At 63.6% G+C, this 21,802-nt stretch carries 18 protein-coding genes and 1 tRNA gene; 9 read left to right on the plus strand and 10 right to left on the minus strand.

Annotated elements, in window-relative coordinates; genetic code table 11:
* Window positions 1–70 precede the first annotated feature (70 nt).
* Window positions 71–1,669: a GMC family oxidoreductase gene (locus ABIB91_RS04825; protein ID WP_354159573.1), complete on the minus strand. Its 1,599-nt coding sequence runs from the start codon at window positions 1,667–1,669 to the stop codon at window positions 71–73.
* Between the two features lie 115 nt (window positions 1,670–1,784).
* Window positions 1,785–3,242, minus strand: coding sequence for a coniferyl aldehyde dehydrogenase (locus tag ABIB91_RS04830; RefSeq protein ID WP_354159571.1), 1,458 nt, complete (start codon window positions 3,240–3,242; stop codon window positions 1,785–1,787).
* 312 nt (window positions 3,243–3,554) lie between these two features.
* Between ABIB91_RS04830 and ABIB91_RS04835 the strand changes: the two genes are divergently transcribed.
* Window positions 3,555–3,631 (plus strand) — tRNA-Met (locus ABIB91_RS04835).
* Window positions 3,632–3,766: 135 nt separating this feature from the next.
* Here the strand turns inward: ABIB91_RS04835 and ABIB91_RS04840 are convergent.
* Together ABIB91_RS04840 and ABIB91_RS04845 are read right to left on the minus strand one after the other, a co-directional pair.
* Window positions 3,767–5,263, minus strand: a complete 1,497-nt coding sequence (locus ABIB91_RS04840; protein WP_354159569.1) for a tetratricopeptide repeat protein — start codon at window positions 5,261–5,263, stop codon at window positions 3,767–3,769.
* Window positions 5,264–5,751: 488 nt separating this feature from the next.
* On the minus strand, window positions 5,752–6,063 hold the full coding sequence (locus ABIB91_RS04845; protein ID WP_035973552.1) for an ArsR/SmtB family transcription factor: 312 nt from the start codon (window positions 6,061–6,063) through the stop codon (window positions 5,752–5,754).
* A gap of 93 nt (window positions 6,064–6,156) precedes the next feature.
* On the opposite strand from ABIB91_RS04845, the gene ABIB91_RS04850 reads away from it, so the two are divergent.
* On the plus strand, window positions 6,157–6,909 hold the full coding sequence (locus tag ABIB91_RS04850) for an SDR family NAD(P)-dependent oxidoreductase (RefSeq protein ID WP_354159567.1): 753 nt from the start codon (window positions 6,157–6,159) through the stop codon (window positions 6,907–6,909).
* Between the two features lie 181 nt (window positions 6,910–7,090).
* Here the strand turns inward: ABIB91_RS04850 and ABIB91_RS04855 are convergent, their stop codons facing one another.
* Complete coding sequence (locus tag ABIB91_RS04855; protein WP_354159565.1) at window positions 7,091–7,582, minus strand: hypothetical protein; 492 nt, start codon at window positions 7,580–7,582, stop codon at window positions 7,091–7,093.
* A gap of 263 nt (window positions 7,583–7,845) precedes the next feature.
* On the opposite strand from ABIB91_RS04855, the gene ABIB91_RS04860 reads away from it, so the two are divergent.
* From ABIB91_RS04860 to ABIB91_RS04870, 3 genes are all read left to right on the plus strand, one after another.
* The gene (locus ABIB91_RS04860; protein WP_354159563.1) at window positions 7,846–10,902 is read left to right on the plus strand and encodes an ATP-binding protein; all 3,057 of its coding nucleotides are present in this window, start codon (window positions 7,846–7,848) and stop codon (window positions 10,900–10,902) included.
* A 313-nt stretch (window positions 10,903–11,215) separates the two neighbouring features.
* A complete protein-coding gene (locus ABIB91_RS04865) occupies window positions 11,216–12,433 on the plus strand; it encodes an OpgC domain-containing protein (protein ID WP_354159561.1) in 1,218 nt (405 codons plus the stop codon).
* Between the two features lie 46 nt (window positions 12,434–12,479).
* On the plus strand, window positions 12,480–12,968 hold the full coding sequence (locus tag ABIB91_RS04870) for a DUF2059 domain-containing protein (RefSeq protein WP_354159559.1): 489 nt from the start codon (window positions 12,480–12,482) through the stop codon (window positions 12,966–12,968).
* Between the two features lie 318 nt (window positions 12,969–13,286).
* Here ABIB91_RS04870 and ABIB91_RS04875 read toward each other — a convergent pair whose 3' ends face one another.
* On the minus strand, window positions 13,287–14,489 hold the full coding sequence (locus ABIB91_RS04875) for an MFS transporter (protein ID WP_354159557.1): 1,203 nt from the start codon (window positions 14,487–14,489) through the stop codon (window positions 13,287–13,289).
* Window positions 14,490–14,680: 191 nt separating this feature from the next.
* On the opposite strand from ABIB91_RS04875, the gene ABIB91_RS04880 reads away from it, so the two are divergent.
* From ABIB91_RS04880 to ABIB91_RS04890, 3 genes are all read left to right on the plus strand, one after another.
* Complete coding sequence (locus ABIB91_RS04880) at window positions 14,681–15,481, plus strand: MBL fold metallo-hydrolase (RefSeq protein ID WP_354159556.1); 801 nt, start codon at window positions 14,681–14,683, stop codon at window positions 15,479–15,481.
* A 154-nt stretch (window positions 15,482–15,635) separates the two neighbouring features.
* The gene (locus tag ABIB91_RS04885) at window positions 15,636–16,652 is read left to right on the plus strand and encodes an alpha/beta fold hydrolase (RefSeq protein WP_354159554.1); all 1,017 of its coding nucleotides are present in this window, start codon (window positions 15,636–15,638) and stop codon (window positions 16,650–16,652) included.
* A 15-nt stretch (window positions 16,653–16,667) separates the two neighbouring features.
* The gene (locus tag ABIB91_RS04890; protein ID WP_354159553.1) at window positions 16,668–17,615 is read left to right on the plus strand and encodes a fatty acid desaturase; all 948 of its coding nucleotides are present in this window, start codon (window positions 16,668–16,670) and stop codon (window positions 17,613–17,615) included.
* 70 nt (window positions 17,616–17,685) lie between these two features.
* Here ABIB91_RS04890 and ABIB91_RS04895 read toward each other — a convergent pair whose 3' ends face one another.
* Entirely contained in the window at window positions 17,686–17,919 is a 234-nt protein-coding gene (locus ABIB91_RS04895; protein WP_007599629.1) for a hypothetical protein, read from the minus strand.
* A 100-nt stretch (window positions 17,920–18,019) separates the two neighbouring features.
* The gene (locus ABIB91_RS04900) at window positions 18,020–19,039 is read right to left on the minus strand and encodes a helix-turn-helix transcriptional regulator (RefSeq protein WP_354159550.1); all 1,020 of its coding nucleotides are present in this window, start codon (window positions 19,037–19,039) and stop codon (window positions 18,020–18,022) included.
* A gap of 82 nt (window positions 19,040–19,121) precedes the next feature.
* Here ABIB91_RS04900 and ABIB91_RS04905 point away from each other — a divergent pair, with 82 nt between their 5' ends.
* Window positions 19,122–19,766, plus strand: a complete 645-nt coding sequence (locus tag ABIB91_RS04905; RefSeq protein WP_354159548.1) for a glutathione S-transferase family protein — start codon at window positions 19,122–19,124, stop codon at window positions 19,764–19,766.
* 64 nt (window positions 19,767–19,830) lie between these two features.
* Here the strand turns inward: ABIB91_RS04905 and ABIB91_RS04910 are convergent, their stop codons facing one another.
* Together ABIB91_RS04910 and ABIB91_RS04915 are read right to left on the minus strand one after the other, a co-directional pair.
* The gene (locus ABIB91_RS04910; RefSeq protein WP_354159546.1) at window positions 19,831–20,616 is read right to left on the minus strand and encodes an enoyl-CoA hydratase/isomerase family protein; all 786 of its coding nucleotides are present in this window, start codon (window positions 20,614–20,616) and stop codon (window positions 19,831–19,833) included.
* A 12-nt stretch (window positions 20,617–20,628) separates the two neighbouring features.
* A complete protein-coding gene (locus ABIB91_RS04915; RefSeq protein WP_354159544.1) occupies window positions 20,629–21,738 on the minus strand; it encodes a cyclic nucleotide-gated ion channel in 1,110 nt (369 codons plus the stop codon).
* Between the last annotated feature and the right edge of the window lie 64 nt (window positions 21,739–21,802).

The following is a 21,802-nucleotide window of genomic DNA, read 5'->3' on the forward strand; positions in this document are numbered from 1 at the left end:
TCGAGACGCGCGCAAGAGCGCGCTCCTCAGGACGAGGTCGGAGCAAGTGGCTGCCGTAGCCCGCGCAATGCTAGTTTACCCGCATCTCCGCCCTGATCATATCCGCCGCCTTCTCTCCGATCATGATGGTCGGCGCATTGGTGTTGCCGCCGATCAGTGTCGGCATGATCGAGGCGTCGACGACGCGCAGGCCCTCGACGCCGTGCACCTTCAGCGCCGGATCGACCACGGCCATCGCATCCGTTCCCATCTTGCAGGTGCCGACGGGATGATAGACGGTGTCGACACGCGCGCGCAGGATGGCGCGGATGTCGTCGTCCGTTCTCACATCGGACGTGAACATGTCCTTCTTCTGCAACGCGCGCATTGCGGGCGTCTCCATCAGCCGTCGCGTGGTCTTGAAGCCCGCGACCATCGTCTCGAGATCCTCCGCCTCGCCCAGAAAATTCGGATCGATCATCGGCGCCGCCAGCGGATCGGCGCTTTTCAGCCAGACGCTGCCACGGCTCTTCGGCCGCAACAGGCAGACATGGCATGAGAAGCCCGCCTCCTTGTGCTTCTTGCGGCCATGGTCGTCGAGCATCGCGATGATGAAGTGCAGCTGGATGTCGGGCACATCGAGGTCGGCCCGGGTCTTCAGGAAGCCGCCACACTCGGCGAAATTGGTGGTCATCAGGCCGCGCCGTTCCCGGCGGTAGCGCTGGATGGCGCGGAGCAGGGATGGCAGCCGGCCGATCGAAGAGTGGACGAAGTGCGGATAGTCGGAGGCGTAGACGAATACGAAATCCGGATGATCCTGCAGATTGCGTCCGACGCCCGGCAAATGATGCACGACGCCGATCCCGTGCGCGGCAAGCGCCTCGCCGTCGCCGATGCCCGAGAGCATCAATAGCTGCGGTGACTGGAAGGCGCCGGAGGCGAGGATCACCTCGCGCCGCGCGCGCAGCTGCTTTGTCTGCTCGCCCTGGACATATTCGATGCCGATCGCGCGCCGACCTTCGAACAGGATGCGCGTGGCATGCGCCTGCGTCTCGACACGCAGATTCGCGCGCTTGTCCATGTGGGGATGCAGATAGGCGCGCGCCGCGCTCCAGCGCTCACCATTGTGCTGGGTCACCTGGTAGCTGCCGAGCCCTTCGTGGTCCTCTCCGTTGAAGTCCTCGCGGATGCGGAACTGCGCCTCGCGGGCGGCCTGATGGAAGACGTCGTGGATCGGATTGTCCGAGCGCAGCCTGTTGACATGCAGCGGGCCGCCCTTGCCGTGATATTCGCCGTCGAAATCGCTGTTGTTCTCCGAGCGCTTGAAATAGGGCAGCACGTCCGCGTACGACCAGCCGGCATTGCCGAGCGAGGCCCAGTGGTCGTAGTCCCATTTGTTGCCGCGGATATAGACCATGGCATTGATCGCCGATGACCCGCCGAGCCCCTTGCCGCGCGGTTGATAGCCGATACGGCCGTTCAATCCCTTCTGCGGCACGGTATCGAAGCCCCAGTTCGCGACCTTGTACGGCAAAGCGAGTCCGAACGGCGTGGTGATCCGCCAATTGTCGTTCCGTCCGCCCGCATCGAGCAGCGCCACGGATGTCCCCGCATCCTCCGACAGCCGCCCCGCAACCGCGCATCCGCCAGAGCCCGCGCCCACGACGACGAAATCGAATGTGTTGGTCACTGATGTTTCCCCCTCTTGCATTTTTCTTCTCGTCATTGCGAGCAAAGCGAAGCAATCCAGAATCCCACCGCGGAGACAGTCTGGATTGCTTCGCTGCGCTCGCAATGACGAGCAATTACGACATGAACCGCATCATCTTCTCCAGCCGCGCGATCTTGCCGCCGTGGGGCGGATAGAGGTCGGCGAGCCGGTTGAATTTCGAGCGATAGAACACCGGCTTCAGCTTGCCGAACGTGCGAAAGCCCCATTCACCGTGATAGGCGCCGGTGCCGGACGCGCCGACGCCGCCCATCGGCTGGTTGATTTGCGCGAAATGGAACAGGCAGTCGTTGATGGTGACGCCGCCGGAGACGGTGCGCGCCAGCACTTCGTCCCGCGCAATGCGGTCCTTGCCGAACCAGTACAGCGCCAGCGGCCGGTCGCGGGCATTGACGAAGGCGATGGCGTCGGCCGGTTCGCGATAGCCGAGCACCGGCAGCACCGGTCCAAAAATCTCCTCCTGCATGACCGCCATGTCTACGGTCGCGCCTGCGATCAGCGTCGGCGGGAATTTGCGGTGCGCCTTCCAGTTCGGATCGTCCGCCTGCGCCGGCTGCAGGATCTTTGCGCCGCGGCTTGCCGCATCCGCGACGAGATTTTCCAGCCGCGCATAATGCCGGTCGGAGATCACGGAGGTGTAGTCCTTGTTGGAGGGGTCGGTGCCGAACATACGTCGCATCTGCGCGCGCACTTTTTCGGCGAAGGCCTGCAGCGAGCGCTCGGGCACCAGCACATAGTCGGGCGCGATGCAGGTCTGCCCGGCATTGAGCAGCTTGCCGTAGGCGATGCGTTCGGCGGCCTCTTCGAGGTCGGCCGAGGCGTCGATGATAACAGGCGACTTGCCGCCGAGCTCGAGCGTGACGGGCGTCAGATTGCGCCCCGCGGCCTCCGCGACCAGCCGCCCCACCCGGGTCGAGCCGGTGAACACCAGATGATCGAACGGCAGCGATGCAAAGGCTTTTGCGATCTCGTCCTCGACCCCGGTGACGAGCACTTCCGCAGCGTCGAACCGCGCGGCCACCGTCTCCTTCAGCAGCGCGGAGAAGTGGGGCACGAGCTCGCTCGGCTTGATGATGACACGGTTGCCGGCGGCGAGCGCGCCGATGGCGGGCGCGAGCGTCAGCTGCAGCGGATAATTCCAGGGCGCGATGACGCCGACGACGCCGAGCGGCTGCGGCATCAGCCGGTTGCGCGCGGGCAAAAATTGCAGCGCCGTCGAAACGCGCTGCGGCGCCATCCAGCTCTTGAGGTGCTTGGTGGCATGACGGATCTCGGAGAACACCATCATGGTCTCGGCGATATTGGTCTCGACCGCGCAGCGGTGGCCGAAATCGGCCGAGATCGCCTGCCGGAAGCGCTCCTCGTTGTCGGCGACGACAGTCCGCAGCCGCGTCAGCCGGTCGAGCCGCTCGGCAAGGTCAGGCGCCGGCTCGGCCCGCGACCGCGCGACCATGGCATGGAAGGCGTCTTCGAGGGCACGAAGCGGTGCGGTCACCGGGGGGCGGTCCAAGGGGCCGTCCAAGGTGTGGTCCATGGCGTTCTCCCCCTTTAAGTGGCGTTTCCGCCTGGTTTTGTGGCCGCAAGCTGGCCCCTTGTGGAACTTCTGGCAAGGGCGGGCCAAGCAGGCCGCAAATTCGTCCACCGCGCTGTCATAAAGTCGAAAAAAACGTCCCCGCAGCCCTTTCCAAAGCCACCCCGGGTTGGTACATACCGGCCGCACCCAACGGGCTTTGCCCGGGGTTGCCTTCCAAGGAAGCCTTCGGGACGGACGAAGCAAGCCACGCGAACAGCGCCGGCCCTTCATTCACCGTCCCCGGCACTTTCACGAAGGCAAAGCAACGGTTAACGCGGGGTGGAGCAGCCCGGTAGCTCGTCAGGCTCATAACCTGAAGGTCATAGGTTCAAATCCTATCCCCGCAACCAGACTAGCCTCTTATTTTACGAGGTTTTCTGAAAGCCGCCCTTCGGGGCGGCTTTCTTGTTTTCGGCGATGTCGCCACCTCACCGTCTGTGCGGGGGCTGAAGCTCAACCGCAAGCCTTCCGGCATCTGCCTCCCCCTACTTTGCTCCCTCGGACCGCAGAATGCGGCGCTCCAGATTGCGGCGCCGGCGCTTTTGTTCCGCGGACACGGCCGCGGCCTGCTTCAGATACGCCGCCTTTTCCTTTCCCTTCAATTTCTTGGCGAATTCCAGCATCGTATAGTACCAGCTGTGATGCGCGGCCGTATACGTCGGCTCAATCTCTGCAGCCCGGCGGTATTTCTCAAATGCTGCCTTATAGCTCTTGGCGGCGCCGGTTCTACGGGCGAGATCGGCGAGCGCGTGGCCCCAGCTCAGATAGACGCTGTAATAGTTTGGATTGGCCGCTCCCGCAGCCTGGAAATGCACCATCGACTTCTTAAACAGGACGAGGTCGTCCGTGATCCGCGCCAAATCATGTAGTGCCTTGGCAAAATTAGTGTGAACGAGGTCGGGCGTCTGGGTGTGTCGGAGCGCCGCTTCATAATGACCAAATGCTTCTCTCAGTATCGCATTGTCGCTGCGGGGATGTTCTGCGCGCGCCAGATCCGCCAACGCATTCGCCAAATTGTTGTGGGCCTCTGAAAATTGTGGATCGATGGCCAGTGCAGCCCGATATTTCACAACGGCGCGGTTGAGCAGCGCTTCCGCCGCCCTAGTCATCACTTCCGGTGCGCCATCCCGGACCGCCATAGACAGGTCGAACAGGACGTTACCCCAGTTGTAGAGGGCATCAGCTTCTGTGACCTGAATTTTCGCCGCGATGGCGAAATGCTCAGCGGCTTTCCGATAAACGTCGCGATCATCGTCGATTTTCGCCGCCGAGTGCGCGCGATCGCCCAGAATCATTTGGGACCAGCCGTAAATGTCCCGTTCCCGTTCGGTCAGCTTCTTCAGCTGCCGGCCCTTGAACAACGCGGCTACGCGCTCATGCTCGCCTGCGAGGAAATAGTATTCGGCAGATAAGGCTTGCTCTTGGCCGGCGATCAGCGCGTCGAGCTGGGGCCGTATGACGGCGGCGACGTCAAACCGGCTTTCACGGAGACCAGGCTCGTCGTCCAGATTGTTTCTCGGAGCTTTGTAGTCCTTCAGCATCTGAAACATAGATTTCAAATGCGAAAACGGCTGCGTTACGAAACGCGGGGGAAAGCATCCGAGCTTTTGAGCCAGTGTGACGAAGAAATCATCGGCATCCCAATCACCCAAGAAGTGCGTGCCGCGTCCGGGAGCGAGGAGCCGTTTGGAGACGTGGGCCGGCGGCGCCTTTCCATAGCCTACCCAATAGAGCCCATACTCGAACGTCCTAACATCGGCCAGAAGATCAAAAACCGGATCGTTCTCGCCACTATAACCGACCACAATCCAAATCCGGCCTTTGTGCGCGTCCTCGAAAACAGGTTTCACATAGCGCCGGTGTTTGTTTACTTCTTCACGCGTGTTGAGAAGCACGAAGCCATCACGCTGACCATGGAGATGGAATATCGACTTTTCACTCACCTGGTCGGGATTGAAAAAGATGCGATGCGGCGAAGTCATAAACCGCCGGGAACGAATTTATAAGTGAGCAGGCCCTGGAAACGAGAGGATCAAAATTGGTGGTTAGTACCCGATCGACAAAGTCGTGATCAATAAGTTGAGCGAGCGCGAGGTGGGCCCAATTGATTTTCGCACTGTCGATGTATCCGCCAATAAGGTCGCGCCGGACCCCCCTGTCGAGTGCGGCCATGCAGCCAGGATAGTCTTTCGGGGTCGCACGCGCGTAGGCGGCAGGATATGCGGTCCTGATATGCTCTACCACGGCACCTGCCGACGGAATCCCCGCGCTGATCGAACAGCCAGCACCGAGTAGCACGGTGCATTTTCGCGTTGTGCCTGGTTTTGGCCGCAGCGCCTCTACAATATCTTCTAACGTGCGTGGGGGCGTTGGCGTCAAATTATTCTCATGTTGGGAATTGAGTGCATCACGACTCAGCACCGTCGGAGTTGAGTGCACCGTAATCTCCGACCAAGAGTAGACCAAGCCCTCACTCCGGATAGCTCAGGATCATCTTCAGCAGTTTCGGGAACCGCGCATTAATGTCCTCCTCGCGCAGGACATTGCGGTGCTGGACGCCTTGCTTGGACGTCCGGATCAGGCCGGCCTCGCGCAGGATACGAAAATGGTTCGACAGGGTCGACTTCGCCATGTCAGGGCAAGGCGCCGCCTCGGTGCACGACATGCAATCGTTTTGCGCGGCCAGGCTTTTGACAATCCGCAGCCGCATAGGGTCCGCGAGCGCTCCCAGCACCCCAGCCAGTGAAATCTCGCTCCGCGGTGGGTGAACGAACTGCACCATGCATAAAATATAGCACCTCCCTTGAATTCATTCAATAGTTCACTAGTATCGAACTATTGATTATTGGCGTCGTGCCGGATGGTGGAGAATGTGATGACCAAGAGACTCGAAGGAAAAGTGGCGCTCGTGACCGGCGCATCCAAAGGCATCGGTGCCGAAATCGCCGCCCGGCTCGCGGCCGAGGGCGCGGCGGTCGCCGTCAATTACAGCTCCAGTAAGCAGGCCGCCGACCGCGTGGTTGCCGCCATCATCGCCAAGGGCGGCAAAGCCGTCGCGGCCCACGGCAATCTGGCCGACGCCAAGGACGTGACAAGCGTGGTCGCAGAGACCGTGAAGGCGTTCGGTGCGATCGACATCCTGGTCAACAACGCGGGCGTTTACGAGTTCGCGCCGCTCGAGGCCATCACGCCCGAGCATTTCCACAAGCAGTTCGACCTCAATGTGCTTGGCCTGCTGCTGGTCTCGGGGGAAGCGTCGAAGCACTTCAACGCTAATGGCGGAAGCATCATCAACATCAGCTCCGGTGTATCGACCATCGCGCCGGCAAACACCGCTGTCTACACCGCGACGAAAGCCTCGGTGGATGCGATCTCCGCCGTGCTGGCGAAGGAACTGGCGCCGCGCAAGATCCGCGTCAACGCCGTCAACCCGGGCATGATCGCCACCGAAGGCGTCGTCTCGGCCGGCCTGCACGAAGGTGACATGCGCAACTGGATCGAATCCACCACCCCGCTTGGCCGCATCGGCAAGGTCGAGGAGATCGCTGCCGCGGTGGCCTTCTTCGCTTCGGACGACGCATCGTACGTCACGGGCGAGACGCTTCACGTCACCGGCGGCCTTCGCTGAACCTGTCGGCCTAAGGAGGAAATGGCGCGCCTTGCGCGCCATTTTTTCTTGGAGCTCAAGGCAGCTCAGAACTGCGCAATAGCCTTCCCGGCCGCCGCCAACCAGGATCGACAGCGCCTCGGCGAGCGGGAAGATCCGGGAGGCGTGGCAGCCATTCTGTCGCGTCGAATATATCTGAAGATCAGGATCTGTGCGGGCAGACCATCGTCAGATTGAGCAGCACCGGCTTGTCCGAGCCCTTCTTGTAGTCCCACTCCAGCCGGATCTCGTGCCGGTGCGCGAAAGCGTCGCTGGCTTCGTGGGTGATGATCTTCGTCTTCATCGGGATCGGCGGCTCGGAGTTGAAGCATTTCCGGACGCAGGCGTCGAGCAGATCGCATCGTGTCAGGGGAATGACGCCCGGCTCATCCCTGGACAGGGGGACCGTGTTCGGCTGGGTGCTGAGGTCCACCCGGGCCCGGCCCTTTTCCTTGTGCCAGTACTTGGCGCTGCCCTGCGGCCAGTTCGATGCCGGGTTCAGAATCAAATGGTACTGGCCGTATTCCAAGGTCGGCAGGTCGATGTCGTCGGACGCCTTGAGCTTCGCGACGCTCTTCTTCATGTTCGCCAAAGGATAGTAATTGCTGTTCATCAAGTCTCGAAATGCCTTGCCGCTATATACCAGTCCGGCCATCGCCTCTTTCCTCGATATGTCTGTTTGTCGAAATCTCTGGCGGGGTGGCCGAAAATACGCGTCACGCTACGGCCGATCACGCGATTTGTTGTGCGCAGTCAACGCTACCACTCAGGAATGTACTTCGTCCAGAGAGCCTCCATCCGGTAACCTCGCCCATGTCGCAAGCCCGATTGCCATGCACTTTCCTATAGGTATTGTTGGGTCGAACGCCTCGTCGGTGTTGGAGCGGGGCTGCCGAGGCAGTGGTTGAAGGCGCTGGAATGCATTGCTTCGCGTGTCAGTCGGCGATTGGTCCGGGCGACAGCTGGTGCTCCAAATGCGGGGCGGCGGTGCGCCAGCGCGTCGATCCCGACAGCGAACGAAGGTTTGTGACGATTCTGCGCGCCGACGTCGTCGACTCCACGGGTCTTGTGGCCGAACTGGAGCCGGAGGCGGCGGTATCGCGCCTCGAACCGGCTCTTGCCGCGATGAGAGGCGCGGTGCGCCAGTTCGGCGGCATCGTCAGCAAGGAGTTGGGTGACGGGTTGGCCGCCGTCTTCGGCGCCCCGATCGCCGACGACAACCATGCGCCCCTGGCCTGCCACGCGGCCATCGAGCTGGTCCGGCGTGTTGGCAGCCTGGGCGATCCAGGACTTCAAGTCCGGGTCGGCCTGCACTCGGGTCATGTGGTGGCCTACATGGTGGCGAGTGAATTTTCCAAGGTCTACGAGATCGGAGGCGCCGCCCAGCATCTGGCGGCGCGGCTGGAGACGGCGGCCGAGGCGAACCAGATCTACGTCTCCGAAGCCTGCCAGGAGCTGGCGGACGGACACGTCCGCTTTGAATTCCTGGGACGCAAGGTGCTCCGTGGTTTCGGCGAGCCCCTGCCTGTCTACCGGGTCATGGGTGCGAGCGACCTGTCGAGCTGGCGGGTCCGACGTGCGCGGAGCGTTTCCCGATTCGTCGACCGCACGACGGAACGGGCGTTGTTGTGGCGCGCTGCGGATAGGGTTGCTGCCGGCCGGCAGACGGTTCTGCTGATGGGTGACGCCGGCATTGGCAAGTCGCGGCTTGCGCATGAATTCGCGCAGGATCTCCGGGCTGGCGGCTGGCGGCTTATCGATGTCGAGTGCAGCCCGAATCTCCAGGGTGCGCCGTACAGCGCGCTCAAGCGCCTGTTGCTCTCGATCCTTGATACGGCAGCAAGAGATCAGACCAGGACGGATGATCCGAGAGACGCGTTGCCGGTGGTGCAACAGCGGGCTGTCGACGCGATCCTGGATTTGCCGGTTTCCGATCCGCAATGGGATGAATTGGAGCCTCACGCGCGCGGTCGTGCGATTTCAGACGCAAGCTGTGCGATCGTCGAGAGCGTCGCCCGTCGTCAGCGCACGATCCTTCTGATCGAAGACCTGCACTGGATGGATCGGGCCAGCGATGCGGTCGTCGCCACCCTTTCGGGGCTTCAATCCCCTGATTTGCTTGTGCTGCTGACGACGCGGCCCAATGGGATGCCGGTGTGGATCGCGAGCTGCCGCGCGGAAATCGTGGCGATGCGGCCTCTCGATGACGATTCGGGCCTGGCCATGCTCGCGGACATGCTTGGTCCCGCCACGACCAACGAAGACCTGAAGAATCGGATCATCTCTCATACGGCCAACGTTCCGCTGTTCATTGAGGAAGTCTGCCGCAGTCTGAAGGACAGCGGCATGCTTCTTGGTCAGTGGGGCGACCTTTCCCTTGCGCGTCCCGTGGACGAACTCGGCATTCCCAGCAGCATTCAGGGTGTGATCGCGGCGCGGCTGGATCGTGTGTCACGACAGGAACGGTCGCTTCTCCAGATCGCCGCGGCGCTCGGACCCCGGGCCGACCAGGCCACACTGCGAAGAGTGGCAGCCTTGCCGGAGGACGTCCTGCAGGATTGCCTCACCGCGCTCGATCGGGCCGAGCTGCTCGTCAGGATCGATAGTGAGTTGGAGGACTCGCTCGAATTCCGGCACGAGATGGTCAGGCAGGTGACCTACGATTCGATGGTCGAGAAGGTGCGGGAAAGCATCCATGCCAGCATTCTGGCGGCTCTCGAGACCGACGAGGCATGGACCGACGGTCCCGATACGCTCTGCTATCACGCGACCAGAGCGAAGGATTGGCGGAAGGCTTTTCAGCATGGCAGGAGCGCGGCTCGAAAATGTCTGGTGCGCTCGGCCTTTGCCGACGCGGTCGACTATTTCGAGATCGCGATGGGATCTCTCGACAAGACCCCGGTGACGCACGCGCGCGAAACGGACGCCATTGACCTTCGGATGGAAGCGCGGTTGGCCTTTGCGGGGTCGGGGCGTGTCGCCGAAGCCCTGGATTTGGGGAGCGAAGCCGAACGGCGAGCCGATGCGATCGGCGACATTGGACGCAAGGTCGCGGCCATGACCATGAGAGCGGGTGCCCAGAATTTCTATGGAACGCCGGTCGAGGCTGTCGCGATCGGAGAAGATGTGGTGCATCTGGCGGAAAGCTCGGCCAATCCCGCCTGGCGCAATCTCGCGCAATACAGTCTCGGGCAGGCCTATTTTCTTTCCGGCCGCTACGATCGCGCCGAGAAGATGCTGGCCACCGCCCGCGTCCATCTCGAGGGTCTGACAGCGAGTGCTCCGATCGGCACGACCCCACGATCTTTGCTCCTCCTCTGCTGCATGATGAGCAGCATCACTCGCACCGTGATGGGCGAGTTCGAAGCCGCCGAGCAGCTCCAGCAGCAAGCCGCCGCGATCGCGGAGGAAACGGGCCGCCCCTACGACCGCGTCGCCGCTGCCTATAGCGGCGGCTGGCTGAAGCTCGGCCGCGGCGAGCCGGCGGCGGCCGCGGCCATTCTCGAAGACGGTTTTGTCCTGGCGCAGAAGCACGGCATCCGGCTGTTCGTGCCGGTGCTCGCCTGTCATCTCGGCATGGCCTATCTGGAGCAGGGGCTGTTCGACCGGGCGCGCGGCATGCTGACAGAAGCGCGCGATGAGGCGAAGGCGGTCGGCTATACCTCGGCGGTGCTGCGCAGCTCGATCTATCTGGCGCTCGCCACCCACCGTCTCGGCGACGTCCAGGCCGCGCAGAACATGCTGCGCGAAGCGCGCAACACCGCGCGGCAACAGGGGTTCTCCGGCCTGGAGGCGGAGGCGCTGTTCGGCGAGGCAGTGGTGACGCCGCCGTCGGATGCGGAGGCCAAGGCGGCCATCCTTGGCGCCCTGCGCGCGACCATCGCGATCGCCGCTGAGAGCGGCGCGCTGCCGCTGCGGCACAAGGCCGAGGCGATGCTCAACGAGATGCAGGCGACCGGTGACGAGCTCAGCTGACGGCAGCGGCGGCTGGGCCGCCATCGCGGCCCAAATCTCCCCGACGCGCCAAATAAATTCAGTAGGCGCCGCAACGACTTAGCTACTGTGCATGGGGTTGTTTTCGCCCTTTTATCTTGAAGGGCCCTCCATGGTGCAGCGCGGAGGACGGCACGCTTGTGCGGCCCGCTCCGATGACTATGCCCTTGCACGCGCCGCAAGGTCGGCTACCGTCGGCCCTGGCCACACGGCCAGGCGACTTTTGATTTCAATTTTTTAGCATCCGATTTTCCGGCGCCGCGACGGCGCGACGCCCACCGAACGAGGCGGGGCCATGATCACACGGGACCAGTCAGCGCTGCTCGCGCCGGTCGAGCGGGATTTGCGGCTCGATCTCTTCCGCGGCATCGGTCTGTGGATGATCTTCCTCGACCACATCCCGCACGACGTCGTGGCCTGGCTGACGTTGCGCAATTACGGCTTCAGCGACGCCGCCGAATTCTTCGTCTTCATCTCCGGTTATCTGGTCGGCTGGATCTACGGCCCGATCGTCGCGGGCGGCTGGTTTGCCGCCGCGCTGAAGCGGCTGTGGCGGCGCGCGGTCGAGATGTATGTCGCCCACATCATGCTGTTCCTGCTGTTCACGGCACAGATCGCCCGCACCGCGCGCCGCTTCGACAATCCGATGTACGAGCACGAGTTCAACGTCTTCAATTTCCTGTCGCATCCGGACGAGCTGATCGGGCAGGCGATCCTCCTGAAGTACAAGCCGGTCAATCTCGACGTGCTGCCGCTCTACATCACGCTGGTGTTCGCATCGCCTTTCATCGTGTGGTGCCTGGTGCGCCGGCCGAACCTGACGCTCGCCGCATCCGTGGTGCTCTACGTGCTGGCGCGCTGGTTCGACTGGAATGTCGCCTCCTATCCGCCCGGCACGCACTGGTACTTCAACCCGTTCTGCTGGCAGCTGATGTTCGTGTTCGCGGCCTGGTGCGGCATCGGCCAGATCGACAAGATCGCGAGATGGGTGTGGTCCAAGGCGGCAATGACGTTGGCCGCGGCCTGGCTGGCGTTCGCGCTGCTGATCGTGATGACCTGGCACGTCCCCTCGCTCGATGCCCTGATCCCGAAATGGATGATCAAGGCGATCTACCCGATCGACAAGACCGACCTCGACATGCTGCGCTTCACGCATTTCCTGGCGCTGGCGATCTGGGTGACGCACTTCATCTCGCGCAAATGGCGGACCCTGCACGGGGCCTGGCTGCGCCCCGTGATCCTCTGCGGCCAGCATTCGCTGCCGATCTTCTGCCTCGGCGTCTTCCTGTCGTTCTCGGCGCACTGGATCCTGACGCAATACACCAAGGGCGTCTGGGAACAGCTCGCGGTCTCCGTCGTCGGCATCGTCATCATGGTTGCAGCCGCCTGGCTGCTCGACCGGACCGAGCGGGTGCCGAACCTGTTCGTGAAGGTGACGGAGATCGAGGAGGCCGACACCGTCCTGGAAAGCGCGCCCGCGGACAGGTCTGCCGTGGCGCCCGCGGGTCATTGAGGATCGCCGGCCTGCATTTTCGTGGAGAGATCCAACGGAGAAGTTTATGTCCAGACTTGTGTTGACGATCGCCGGCACCCTCCTGCTTCTGATCTCGGGTGCATCGGCGCAAGCACCCTCGCCGGAGGCGATGAGCGCGGCGCGCAAGCTCGTGGTCACCCTGAAGATCGCGGATCAGTATCGCGCGCTGTTGCCGCAGCTCCTGCTCAAGCTGAGGCCCGTGGTCGCGCAGGACAGGCCGGAGATCGAACGCGACTATGACGCAGTGACGGCACCCGGCTCCGAGATCTACACTCCGGCCCTCACCTCGATGATCGACCAGGTCGCCGCTCTCTACGCCCAGAGCTTCAGCATCGACGAGCTGCGCCAGATCGAGGCCTTCTATGTTCAGCCGGCCGGGAAGAAGCTACTGGAGAAGTCGGATGCGCTGGCGCAGGCAAGCGCGCAGATCGGCCAGGACGTCGGCCAGAAGACGGCCGACGAATTGAAGCAGCGCCTCATGGAGGCGCTGCGCCAGAAGGGGCACAAGCTCTGAGCTTGCCGCGCTCGCTGGCTGATTTGACGCGGCCAGCGCCCGCGCGGCTCGACGTGTTCTTGGGGCCGCAAATCTATCTCGGCGCCTCCGGCGTGATCACGGGCAAGCCTGCGGCCGACAACATCCTCTCATTGATCCAGGCGCACAAGGTCACGTCGTTCTTCGCGCCGCCGACGATCTGGATCGCGGGCAAGCGCGAGCTGCGCCAGCGCTTCGTCGGCGGTGAACGCTCGACAAGGCGATCCAGAAGAATTTTGGGACTTGACGCATTCCTCTTCTCGCTCTCCCGCAAGAACAGGGAGAGCGAAAAAGGACGCCTCAATACTTCTTCACATGGGCACCGAACGCGAACCACAGCGCCATCGACGCGAGGCCAAAGCCGCCGAGCAGCAGGAACGTCGGGCCGTAGCCGATCCATTGCGCGATCCAGCCACCAAGCGCGGGACTGAGGCTCGCGCCGATGCCCTGCACAGTGATCACGGCACCCTGGCCGAGATTGATGCGGCCGGTGCCGTTGAGCGCGCGCGCGACCATGCCGGGGACGGCAACCGTCTGGAGTCCCGTGCCGATGCCGTCGAGCACCTGCATCGGCACGACGCCCCACCATCCCGTGACGAAGAAGGCGAGCACGCCGCGGATGGGCAGGAACATGAAGGAGACGAGGATGATAGGCCAGTAGTTGCGCTTGCTCGCGGCCTTCATTGCGATCAGCGATGTGATGATCATGACGCCTTGCGCGATCACCACGGTGGTCGCGACGAAGCTCGGGCCGTTGGCTTGGCCTTCCGCGACCGCCGCCAGGCCATAGAGCGGAACGATGGCGGCATTGCCGAGATGAAACAGCGCGAGCGCCAATGCCAGCACCAGCAGCGCGCGGTGCTTGAGCAGCATCGTGAACGCGTCCGGCGCGCTGTCGGGATCGTCCTCCTTGCTGCCGCGCGCAGCGCGATCGTCGATCGCCTTGGCCGGGATCACCATCACGCAGGCGATTGCGATGGCGCCGAACACAGCCGCCAACACGAACACCGAGACGTAGCCGAACTTGTAACCCAGATAGCCCGACAGCGCGGCGCCGACCATGTTGCCGGCGTGGTTGAAGGCCTGGTTGCGGCCGTTGAGCGCGTTGAAGCCCTTCTGCTTGGCGATGCCGAGCGTGATGCCTGTGACAGCCGGCACGATCGCGGCACTCGCCAGCGATTGTGCCACTTGCGAGAACGTTACCGCCCAGAAATTTTGCGAGATCAGGATGATCGCGGACGCGAGCACCACGCAGATGCCGGGAATCACGACCCACATCCGCTTGTTGCGGCTCGCGTCGATGAAGCCGCCGATCGGCGTGGTGATCAGCATGCCCGCGACATTGCCGATCGTCATCGCGGTGCCGATCAAGCCGCTCGCCCAGCCGCGCTCCTGGAGGAAGACGCCGACGAAAGGGCCGATGCCCGACTGCATGTCGGCCATGAAGAAGTTGAGAGCGAACAGGGGCCAGATACGAGACGAGGAGGGGGACCGCGATGTCATCGATACCAAAACGTGGTCTCAGCCGGGATACGGCGGGTGGGACATTATCCTTTCAGCCAATCGTTCTGGCGCGGACGAGAGTTTAACGAGCGCTGATCGGGTTGGTTCCAGGTTTCGCCGGGTCGGCGGGGCTTGCGATCACGGCCAGCAATTCCCTATTGACGTTGGATCGTCTTTGTCGGGAGTACGGCATGCCCCTCTGGACCTGCGAAACCTGCGGCGCGCAATTTCCGGGCGAAAATCCGCCAACGTCCTGTGAAATTTGCGAGGACGAACGGCAATACGTCGGCTGGAACGGACAGACTTTCCTCACGCGCGAGGCGCTCTCGGAACGTCACCGCATGGTCTGGCGCGACGATCTCGGCCTGACCGGCATCGCGCTCGAGCCAAGCTTTGCCATCGGTCAGCGCGCGCTGCTGGTGCCGCTCGCGGACGGCTGGCTGATGTGGGACTGCATCCCGCTGGCGACGCCGGAGGCGATCGCGCATGTGCGGTCGCTCGGCGGGTTGAAGGCGATTGCGATCTCGCATCCGCATTATTATGGCGCGCTCGCCGACTGGAGCGAGGCGTTCGGGGGCGTGCCGGTCTATTTGCACGCCGATGATCGCCAATGGGTGACGCGTCCGCATTCCTCGATCGTGCACTGGACCGGCGAAAGCCATCGCCTCTCCGACGATGTGCTGCTGCTGCGCACCGGCGGTCATTTCGCCGGCGCCACCATGCTGCACCATGCGAGTGGTGCGGACGGCAGGGGTGCGCTGCTCACCGGCGATATCGCGCAGGTCACGATGGATCGCCGCTTCGTCAGCTTCATGTACTCCTATCCGAACTACATGCCGCTCAACGCCGCCGCGGTGCGACGGATTGCGGCTGCCGTCGAGCCGCTGGCCTTCGACCGCGTCTACGGCGCCTGGTGGGATCGCAACATCGCCGCAGGCGCCAAGGCCGCATTCGCGGCCTCTGTCGCGCGCTATCTGGCCGCCATCGCATGAGCCGGCGCGAGACCGCATTTATCTTGCTCGTCCACAATAAATGGACTATAAGTACAGTTATTAAGCGTGACGCGACGATGCGTCTGCGGGACCGGCATGATCGATGCATCGCTGTTTCCGCGGCGCGCTTGCCGCGTGAGCGGGAGTTCGGTCCATGACGGCAGGGCGCGACTACGAGATCTTCGAGGCCGGCGACGTCGCGCTCCGGTCCGGGGTCGTCGTCCCTTCGCTCAAGCTCGCCTACAAGACCTACGGCACGCTCAGTCCGGACAAGGACAACGTGATTCTCTATCCGACCTCGTTCAGCGCGCAGCACGCCGACACCGAGTGGCTGATTGGCCCCGACGGGATGCTCGACCCTACGCGGTACTTCATCATCATCCCGAATCTGTTCGGTAACGGGCTGTCGTCCTCGCCGTCGAATACCGCCGCGCCGTTCCCGATCCTGACCTATCACGATGCCATCGCGGTCCAGCACCGGCTGCTCACCGAGCGGTTCGGCATCTCGAAGCTTGCCCTGGTCTATGGCTGGTCGATGGGCGGCATGCAGGCCTATCACTGGGCGGCGCTGCATCCCGATATGGTCGAGCGGGCGGCCGTCGTCTGCGGCAGTGCCCGCTGCGCGGCCTATAATTACGTCTTCCTGGAAAGCGTGAAGGCCGCGCTGACCGCCGACCCCGCCTTCCGCGACGGCCGCTTCGCCGAGAAGCCCGTCGCAGGCTATCGCGCCATGGGGCGCGTCTACGCGGGTTGGGCGATGTCGCACGGTTTCTATCGCGACGAGATCTGGCGCGAAGCGGGCTTCACCTCGCTGGACGACTATCTCGCCCGCAGCTGGGACGCGGCGTTTGCCCGGCGCGATGCCAACGATCTCCTGGCGCAGATTGGGATCTGGCAGAACGGCGATATCAGTCGCTGCGCCACATTCAACGGCGATTTCGATCGCGCGCTCGGTGCGATCACGGCCCACATGCTGCTGATGCCCGGTGCGACCGACCGCTATTTCGACGTGCGCGACAACGAGGACGAACTCGGCCGGCTGGTCAATGCGCGCTCTGCGGTGCTGCATCCGATCGCGTCGCTGCACGGCCATCGCGCCGGCAACCCCGTCAACAATCCGCGCGATCAGGCCTTTATCAAGGCCGAGATCGCGGAGCTTCTCGGCAAGTAGGACAGGCATCCGATCATGACTGACGCAACCGTTTCAGACTCCGGCCATCGGCTGAAGCCGCTGGCGCCGGCGATGCTGCGCGAATTGTCGGTGCGCTCCAACCTCAGGGGCGCCGCGCAAAGCCTCAGCCACTACGGCCTGGTCGTACTGGTCGGCGCGCTGATCTGGAGGGTCTCTTCGACCTGGGGTGTCCTTTGGGCGTTGCCGCTGATGGCGGTGCAGGGCTATCTCGTCGCCTTCCTGTTCATGGCGGTGCACGAGACGGCGCACAAGACTGCGTTCAAAAGCCGCGGCCTCAACCTCGTGGTCGGCTATCTCTCAGGCTTCATCATCGGATTGCCTTACGAATATTATTGCCTGTTCCATTGGGACCATCACCGCTACACGCAGGATCCGGACAAGGACCCCGAGCTGGTCGTCGGCGTCAAGCCGAAATCCGACACGCAGCTCGCGCTCGCCTATAGCGGCGTGCTTCAGGTCGCCGGACGCCTGCGGCTGATGCTCGGCCATGCCGTCACCGGCAAGGTCGTCGTGCCCTGGATTCCCGAGAACAGGCGCGCCATCATCGTCACCGAGGCGCGCGCCTATGCCGCGCTCTATGCGTTGCTGCTCGTTCTGTCCTTGTGGTTCTCTTCCGCGCTGCTGCTCTGGGTCTGGATCGTCCCGCTGATCATTGGGCAGTTCTTCCTGCGGCCCTATCTCTACGCCGAGCACACCGGCTGCGAGCGTACCCGCAGCGCATTCCAGAACACGCGCACCACCTACACCGGCGCGATCGTCAAATGGATCGCGTGGAACATGCCCTATCATGTCGAGCACCACGCTTATCCCTCGATCCCGTTCCACGCGCTGCCAAAGCTGAACGGAATCGTCGACGGCGAGATCGTCCATCGTGGCCGCGGCTACATCAGGACCACGCGCGAGACCTGGGCCTGGTTTCGCCGGCAACGTCAGGGCGGCTAGCGGAAGAAAATTCGACGCGCAAAGGCCCCGATCGCGGTGCGATCGGGGCTTTGTCGTGAATGCGGGGATATCAGTAGATCCCGTACGCGCACACGTTCACGACGCGGACGCGCAGGCCGTGGCGGGTCTGGACGACGCGCTCCTGATAGCAATTGTTGACGCCGCTGTTGACGTAGACGCCGCCAAAGCCCCAGCTGGGACCCCAGTGATGGTGAAAGCCGTGGGCCGACGCGGCGGTGGGGGCGAGAGCGGCAACGCCGAGCGAGCCGGCGGCGATCAGACCAAGTGCAAGCTTACGAAACATCTTCATTCTCCAGTATGGCGCAAAGGGCCGTTGTTGTGTCCCTGCATCTCGGTCGAGCCGAAACGCGGATGCGTTCATGCAGGGAGGGGAGAATCGTGTTTCAGGAGTGTTTCGTCGGTCGCGGCGCATTGCGCCGCCGTCCTCTTTTCCGCGCCGCGCGATAGCGCACAGCCATCGCCTCTGTCAGCTCGGTCATCTTCTCGCGCAGATCGGCCGGCTCCAGCACTTCGGCCTCGGGCCCGAGCCGCAACAATTCGGCCGCGGCATGCCATGACGTCTTGCCGGTCGGCACTCTGGCAATGCGCCAGCCGTCAGCATCTGCGGTCTCTTCGAGCTGCGTACGCGCCCTGACGTAAGGCTGGCTCAGTGCATCGAGCAGTTTCACGCCGAAGGGCGACAGCCGGACGACCGCCACATTGGGATGCATCTCGGCCTCGAGACGCAGCGTTGCGTCCCGCCAATAGCCGGCGAGATCGAAGCCGGCGGGCCGCTCACAGCGATCGTCGAGCGCCATGCAGTCGAGCACGCGCGCGACGCGATAGGTCCGCACGCTGCCGTCGACCAGACCTGCGAGATACCAGCTGCCGCCTTTCAGCACGAGACCGAGCGGCGCGACGCGGCGCTGCTTCTCGGCGCGCCAGCTCTGGTAACGGATTTTGATTAGTGTCCCGCGCAGGGTCGCGGCAGCGATGGTGCGCAGATGCTTTGGCTCTTCCGCCTCGCCGAACCAGCCCGGCGCGTCGAGATGAAAACGCTCCTGCATCCGTCCCGCGTCTTCGCGCAAATTGGCGGGCAGGGCGGCCATCAGCTTGTTCTGTGCGGCGATCATCGCCGCATCCAGCCCGAACGCCGCCGCCGGGCCCGGCAATCCCGCCAGAAACAGCGCTTCCGCCTCGCTTTGCGACAGACCGTTCAGTCGTACGCGATAACCGTCGAGCAGGCGATAGCCGCCCTCCGCACCGCGGTCGGCATAGACAGGGACGCCGGACGCCGCGAGCGCATCGATGTCGCGGTAAATCGTGCGCACCGAGACTTCGCAGGCCTCCGCGAGCTCGGGCGCGGTGACCTGCCTCTTGGCCTGGAGGGTGGTGAGGATCGACAGCATCCGGCTCGCGCGCATGATCTCTTAAACCATACCTGACACAGGATGTCAGGTATGGTCCGCTACAACGCCATCGCCAGCCGGCCAGATGGAGACCGCCATGACCGATCCGAACCGCATCACGTTATATTATTCGCCGCAAACCCGGGCCACCGGCACGCGGGTGCTGCTGGAGGAGCTGGGAGCGTCCTATGATCTTCATGTCCTCAACATGAAGGCCGGCGAGCAGCGCCAGCCGGCCTATCTCGCCATCAACCCGCTCGGCAAGGTGCCGGCGATCCGCCACCAGGGGCAGCTTGTGACCGAGCAGGTCGCGATCACCATCTACCTCGCCGATCTGTTTCCGGAGGCGGGGCTGACGCCTGCGCTGAACGATCCGCTGCGCGGCCCCTATCTGCGCTGGATCGCCTATTACGGCTCATCCTTCGAGCCGGCCCTGATCGACAAGTTCATGCAGCGCGAGCCGGCACCGATCACGCAATCGCCGTATGCCGACTATGACATCATGCTCGGCGCGCTCGAGGCGCAGCTGTCGAAGGGACCGTATCTGCTCGGCGAGCGCATGACGGCCGCGGATGTGCTGTGGGGCGTCGCGTTCAGCTGGACCATGATGTTCGGCATCGTGCCGAAGAAGGATGTGTTCGTCCGCTATGCCGAACGGATGACGGCGCGGCCGGCGTTCCAGCGTATCACTGCGGCCGATGCCGAGATGGCTGCGCAGCATGCTGCGGCCGCCGGTGGGTAAGGCGCACTAGGCCGGGACGACACTGAGGGTGTGGCGCGCTGTTGCGAAATAATGTCCATCTCACTCAAAACCGAGGCAGTCGTTTTTCCGCGAACGCCTTGATGCCTTCCTTGATCTCGTCGCCGCGCATGCTGTCGCGGTGACGGTGGTCGGCGGCTTGCTGGTCGAGTTCGCCGCGGGCAAATTCGTTGATCGCGCGCTTCATGCCGCGCATCGCCTGCGGAGCGTTGCCGGCGAGAATGTTGGCGAGCTTGTCGACCTCCTCGTCCAGAAACTCGACCGCCACCATATCGGTGAGGTAACCGATCCGCAGCATCTCCGGCGCGCTGATCTTTTGCGCGGTCAGGAACAGTTTTTTTGCATTGTCGACGCCGAGCCGCGTCACGTAGCGTTTGATGCCGCTGCTGTAATAGTGCAGCCCGAGCCGGGCCGCGGGCATGAACATCTCCGCGGTATCGACCCCGATGCGGAAATCGCAGGCGAGCGCGAGATCGGTCGCGCCGCCATAGACGCCGCCATTGAGCCGGCAGATCGTGGGTACGCCCAGATCCTCCAGCCGATTGACGACGACCTCGAACGCCGAGCCCGCGCTCTGCTGCTCGCTCGCACTGACCGCGCGCTCGGCAACGGAATTGAGATCGTAGCCCGCGGAGAAGGCCCGTCCCGTGCCGGTCAGCACCAGCACGCGGATGGCGGGATCGGCCTCGACCCGGTCGAACAGCTTGACCAGCTCGCCGAGATCCTCGGCCTGGAGCCGGTTGAGATGTTTGGGCCTGTTGAGGCGAATGGTGGCGCGTGCGCCGGTGATTTCGAGCACGGGGCCAGAGGCCGCGTCGGTGATATCCGACATTCTTGTCTCCATTTATTTGTTTTCGAGCGTGCGCCGCTTCGCCTCTGCATCGATGGTCTCGGCGAGATCGGGATGCCGTGCCATCAGCACGCGGAAGTCGACGAGGTCGAGCACAAGAAGCCGCGACACCTTGGTGGTCGAGACATTGGCGCCGCGCAAATTGTTGCCGAGCAAGGCCATCTCGCCGAAGAAGGCGCCGTCGCCGAGCTGCACCTTCTTGCCGGGCAGGTCGACCTCGACCTCGCCGGCGGCGATGAAATACATGCAGTCGCCCTGCGTACCCTTGCGGATGATCATGGTGCGCGCCGGCAGCTCCATGGTGCGCAGCATGTGGGTGACATCGGCGATGGCGGCCGGTCCAAGCGCCGCGAAGAACGGCACCTTGCTGACGGATTCCCAGGTCTTGAGGAAGTTGTCACGCCGGGTCTCGGCGGCAAAGCCGGTCGCCAGGATGCCGGTCCAGAGGCCGAACACACCGAGGCCGGAGATCATCACCAGCGCCGCCACCATCCGGCCCAGCGGCGTCACCGGCACGACGTCGCCATAGCCCGTCGTCGTCAGGGTTGCGACGGCCCACCACAGCGCGGCGGGGACGCTGCCGAACGTCTGCGGCTGCACGTCCCGCTCCAGGAAATATTCGGCGACCGAGGCCAGGAAGACCACCATCAGGAAGATCACGAGCACGCTGACCAGCGGTCCCGATTCGAGCACCAGCACGCGGCGGAGCTGCCGCAGGCCGGGAATGCCCGGCACCACCTTCAGCACCCAGAGCACGCTGAGCAGCCACGCCGTCCTGGGCTCGATCCCGAGAATCAACGCGGCCGGCACAGCCAACGCTCCGACCGCGTCGACCAGCCCGGCGGAGGAGGACATGTAGAGTGCAAGGCGCCCCTGTCGCGCCATATGGCGTAGCCGGACCACCCATTCGAACACGAAGTAGACGAGGCAGGTCCAAAGCAGGGCATCGACCCAGCGATGCGCTGTCTCATAGGCCGGGTTGACCGTCAGGAGCACCGTGGCGAGCACGCCGACGGCGACGGCCACGTAGGCCGCCCTGGTCATGTTGCGGCCGGCTGTGGCGGCCGCGAACTGGGCCATAGCGGAGATCAGCGGCTTGGACATGCGGGAAGGCGGCTCGGTTTTGTCTTTGCGGTCCCCGGCTGGAACCTCGGTGCCAAAGTGCCTG

This window comes from Bradyrhizobium sp. JR4.3, assembly GCF_040547695.1.
Taxonomy (GTDB): Bacteria; Pseudomonadota; Alphaproteobacteria; order Rhizobiales; family Xanthobacteraceae; genus Bradyrhizobium; species Bradyrhizobium canariense.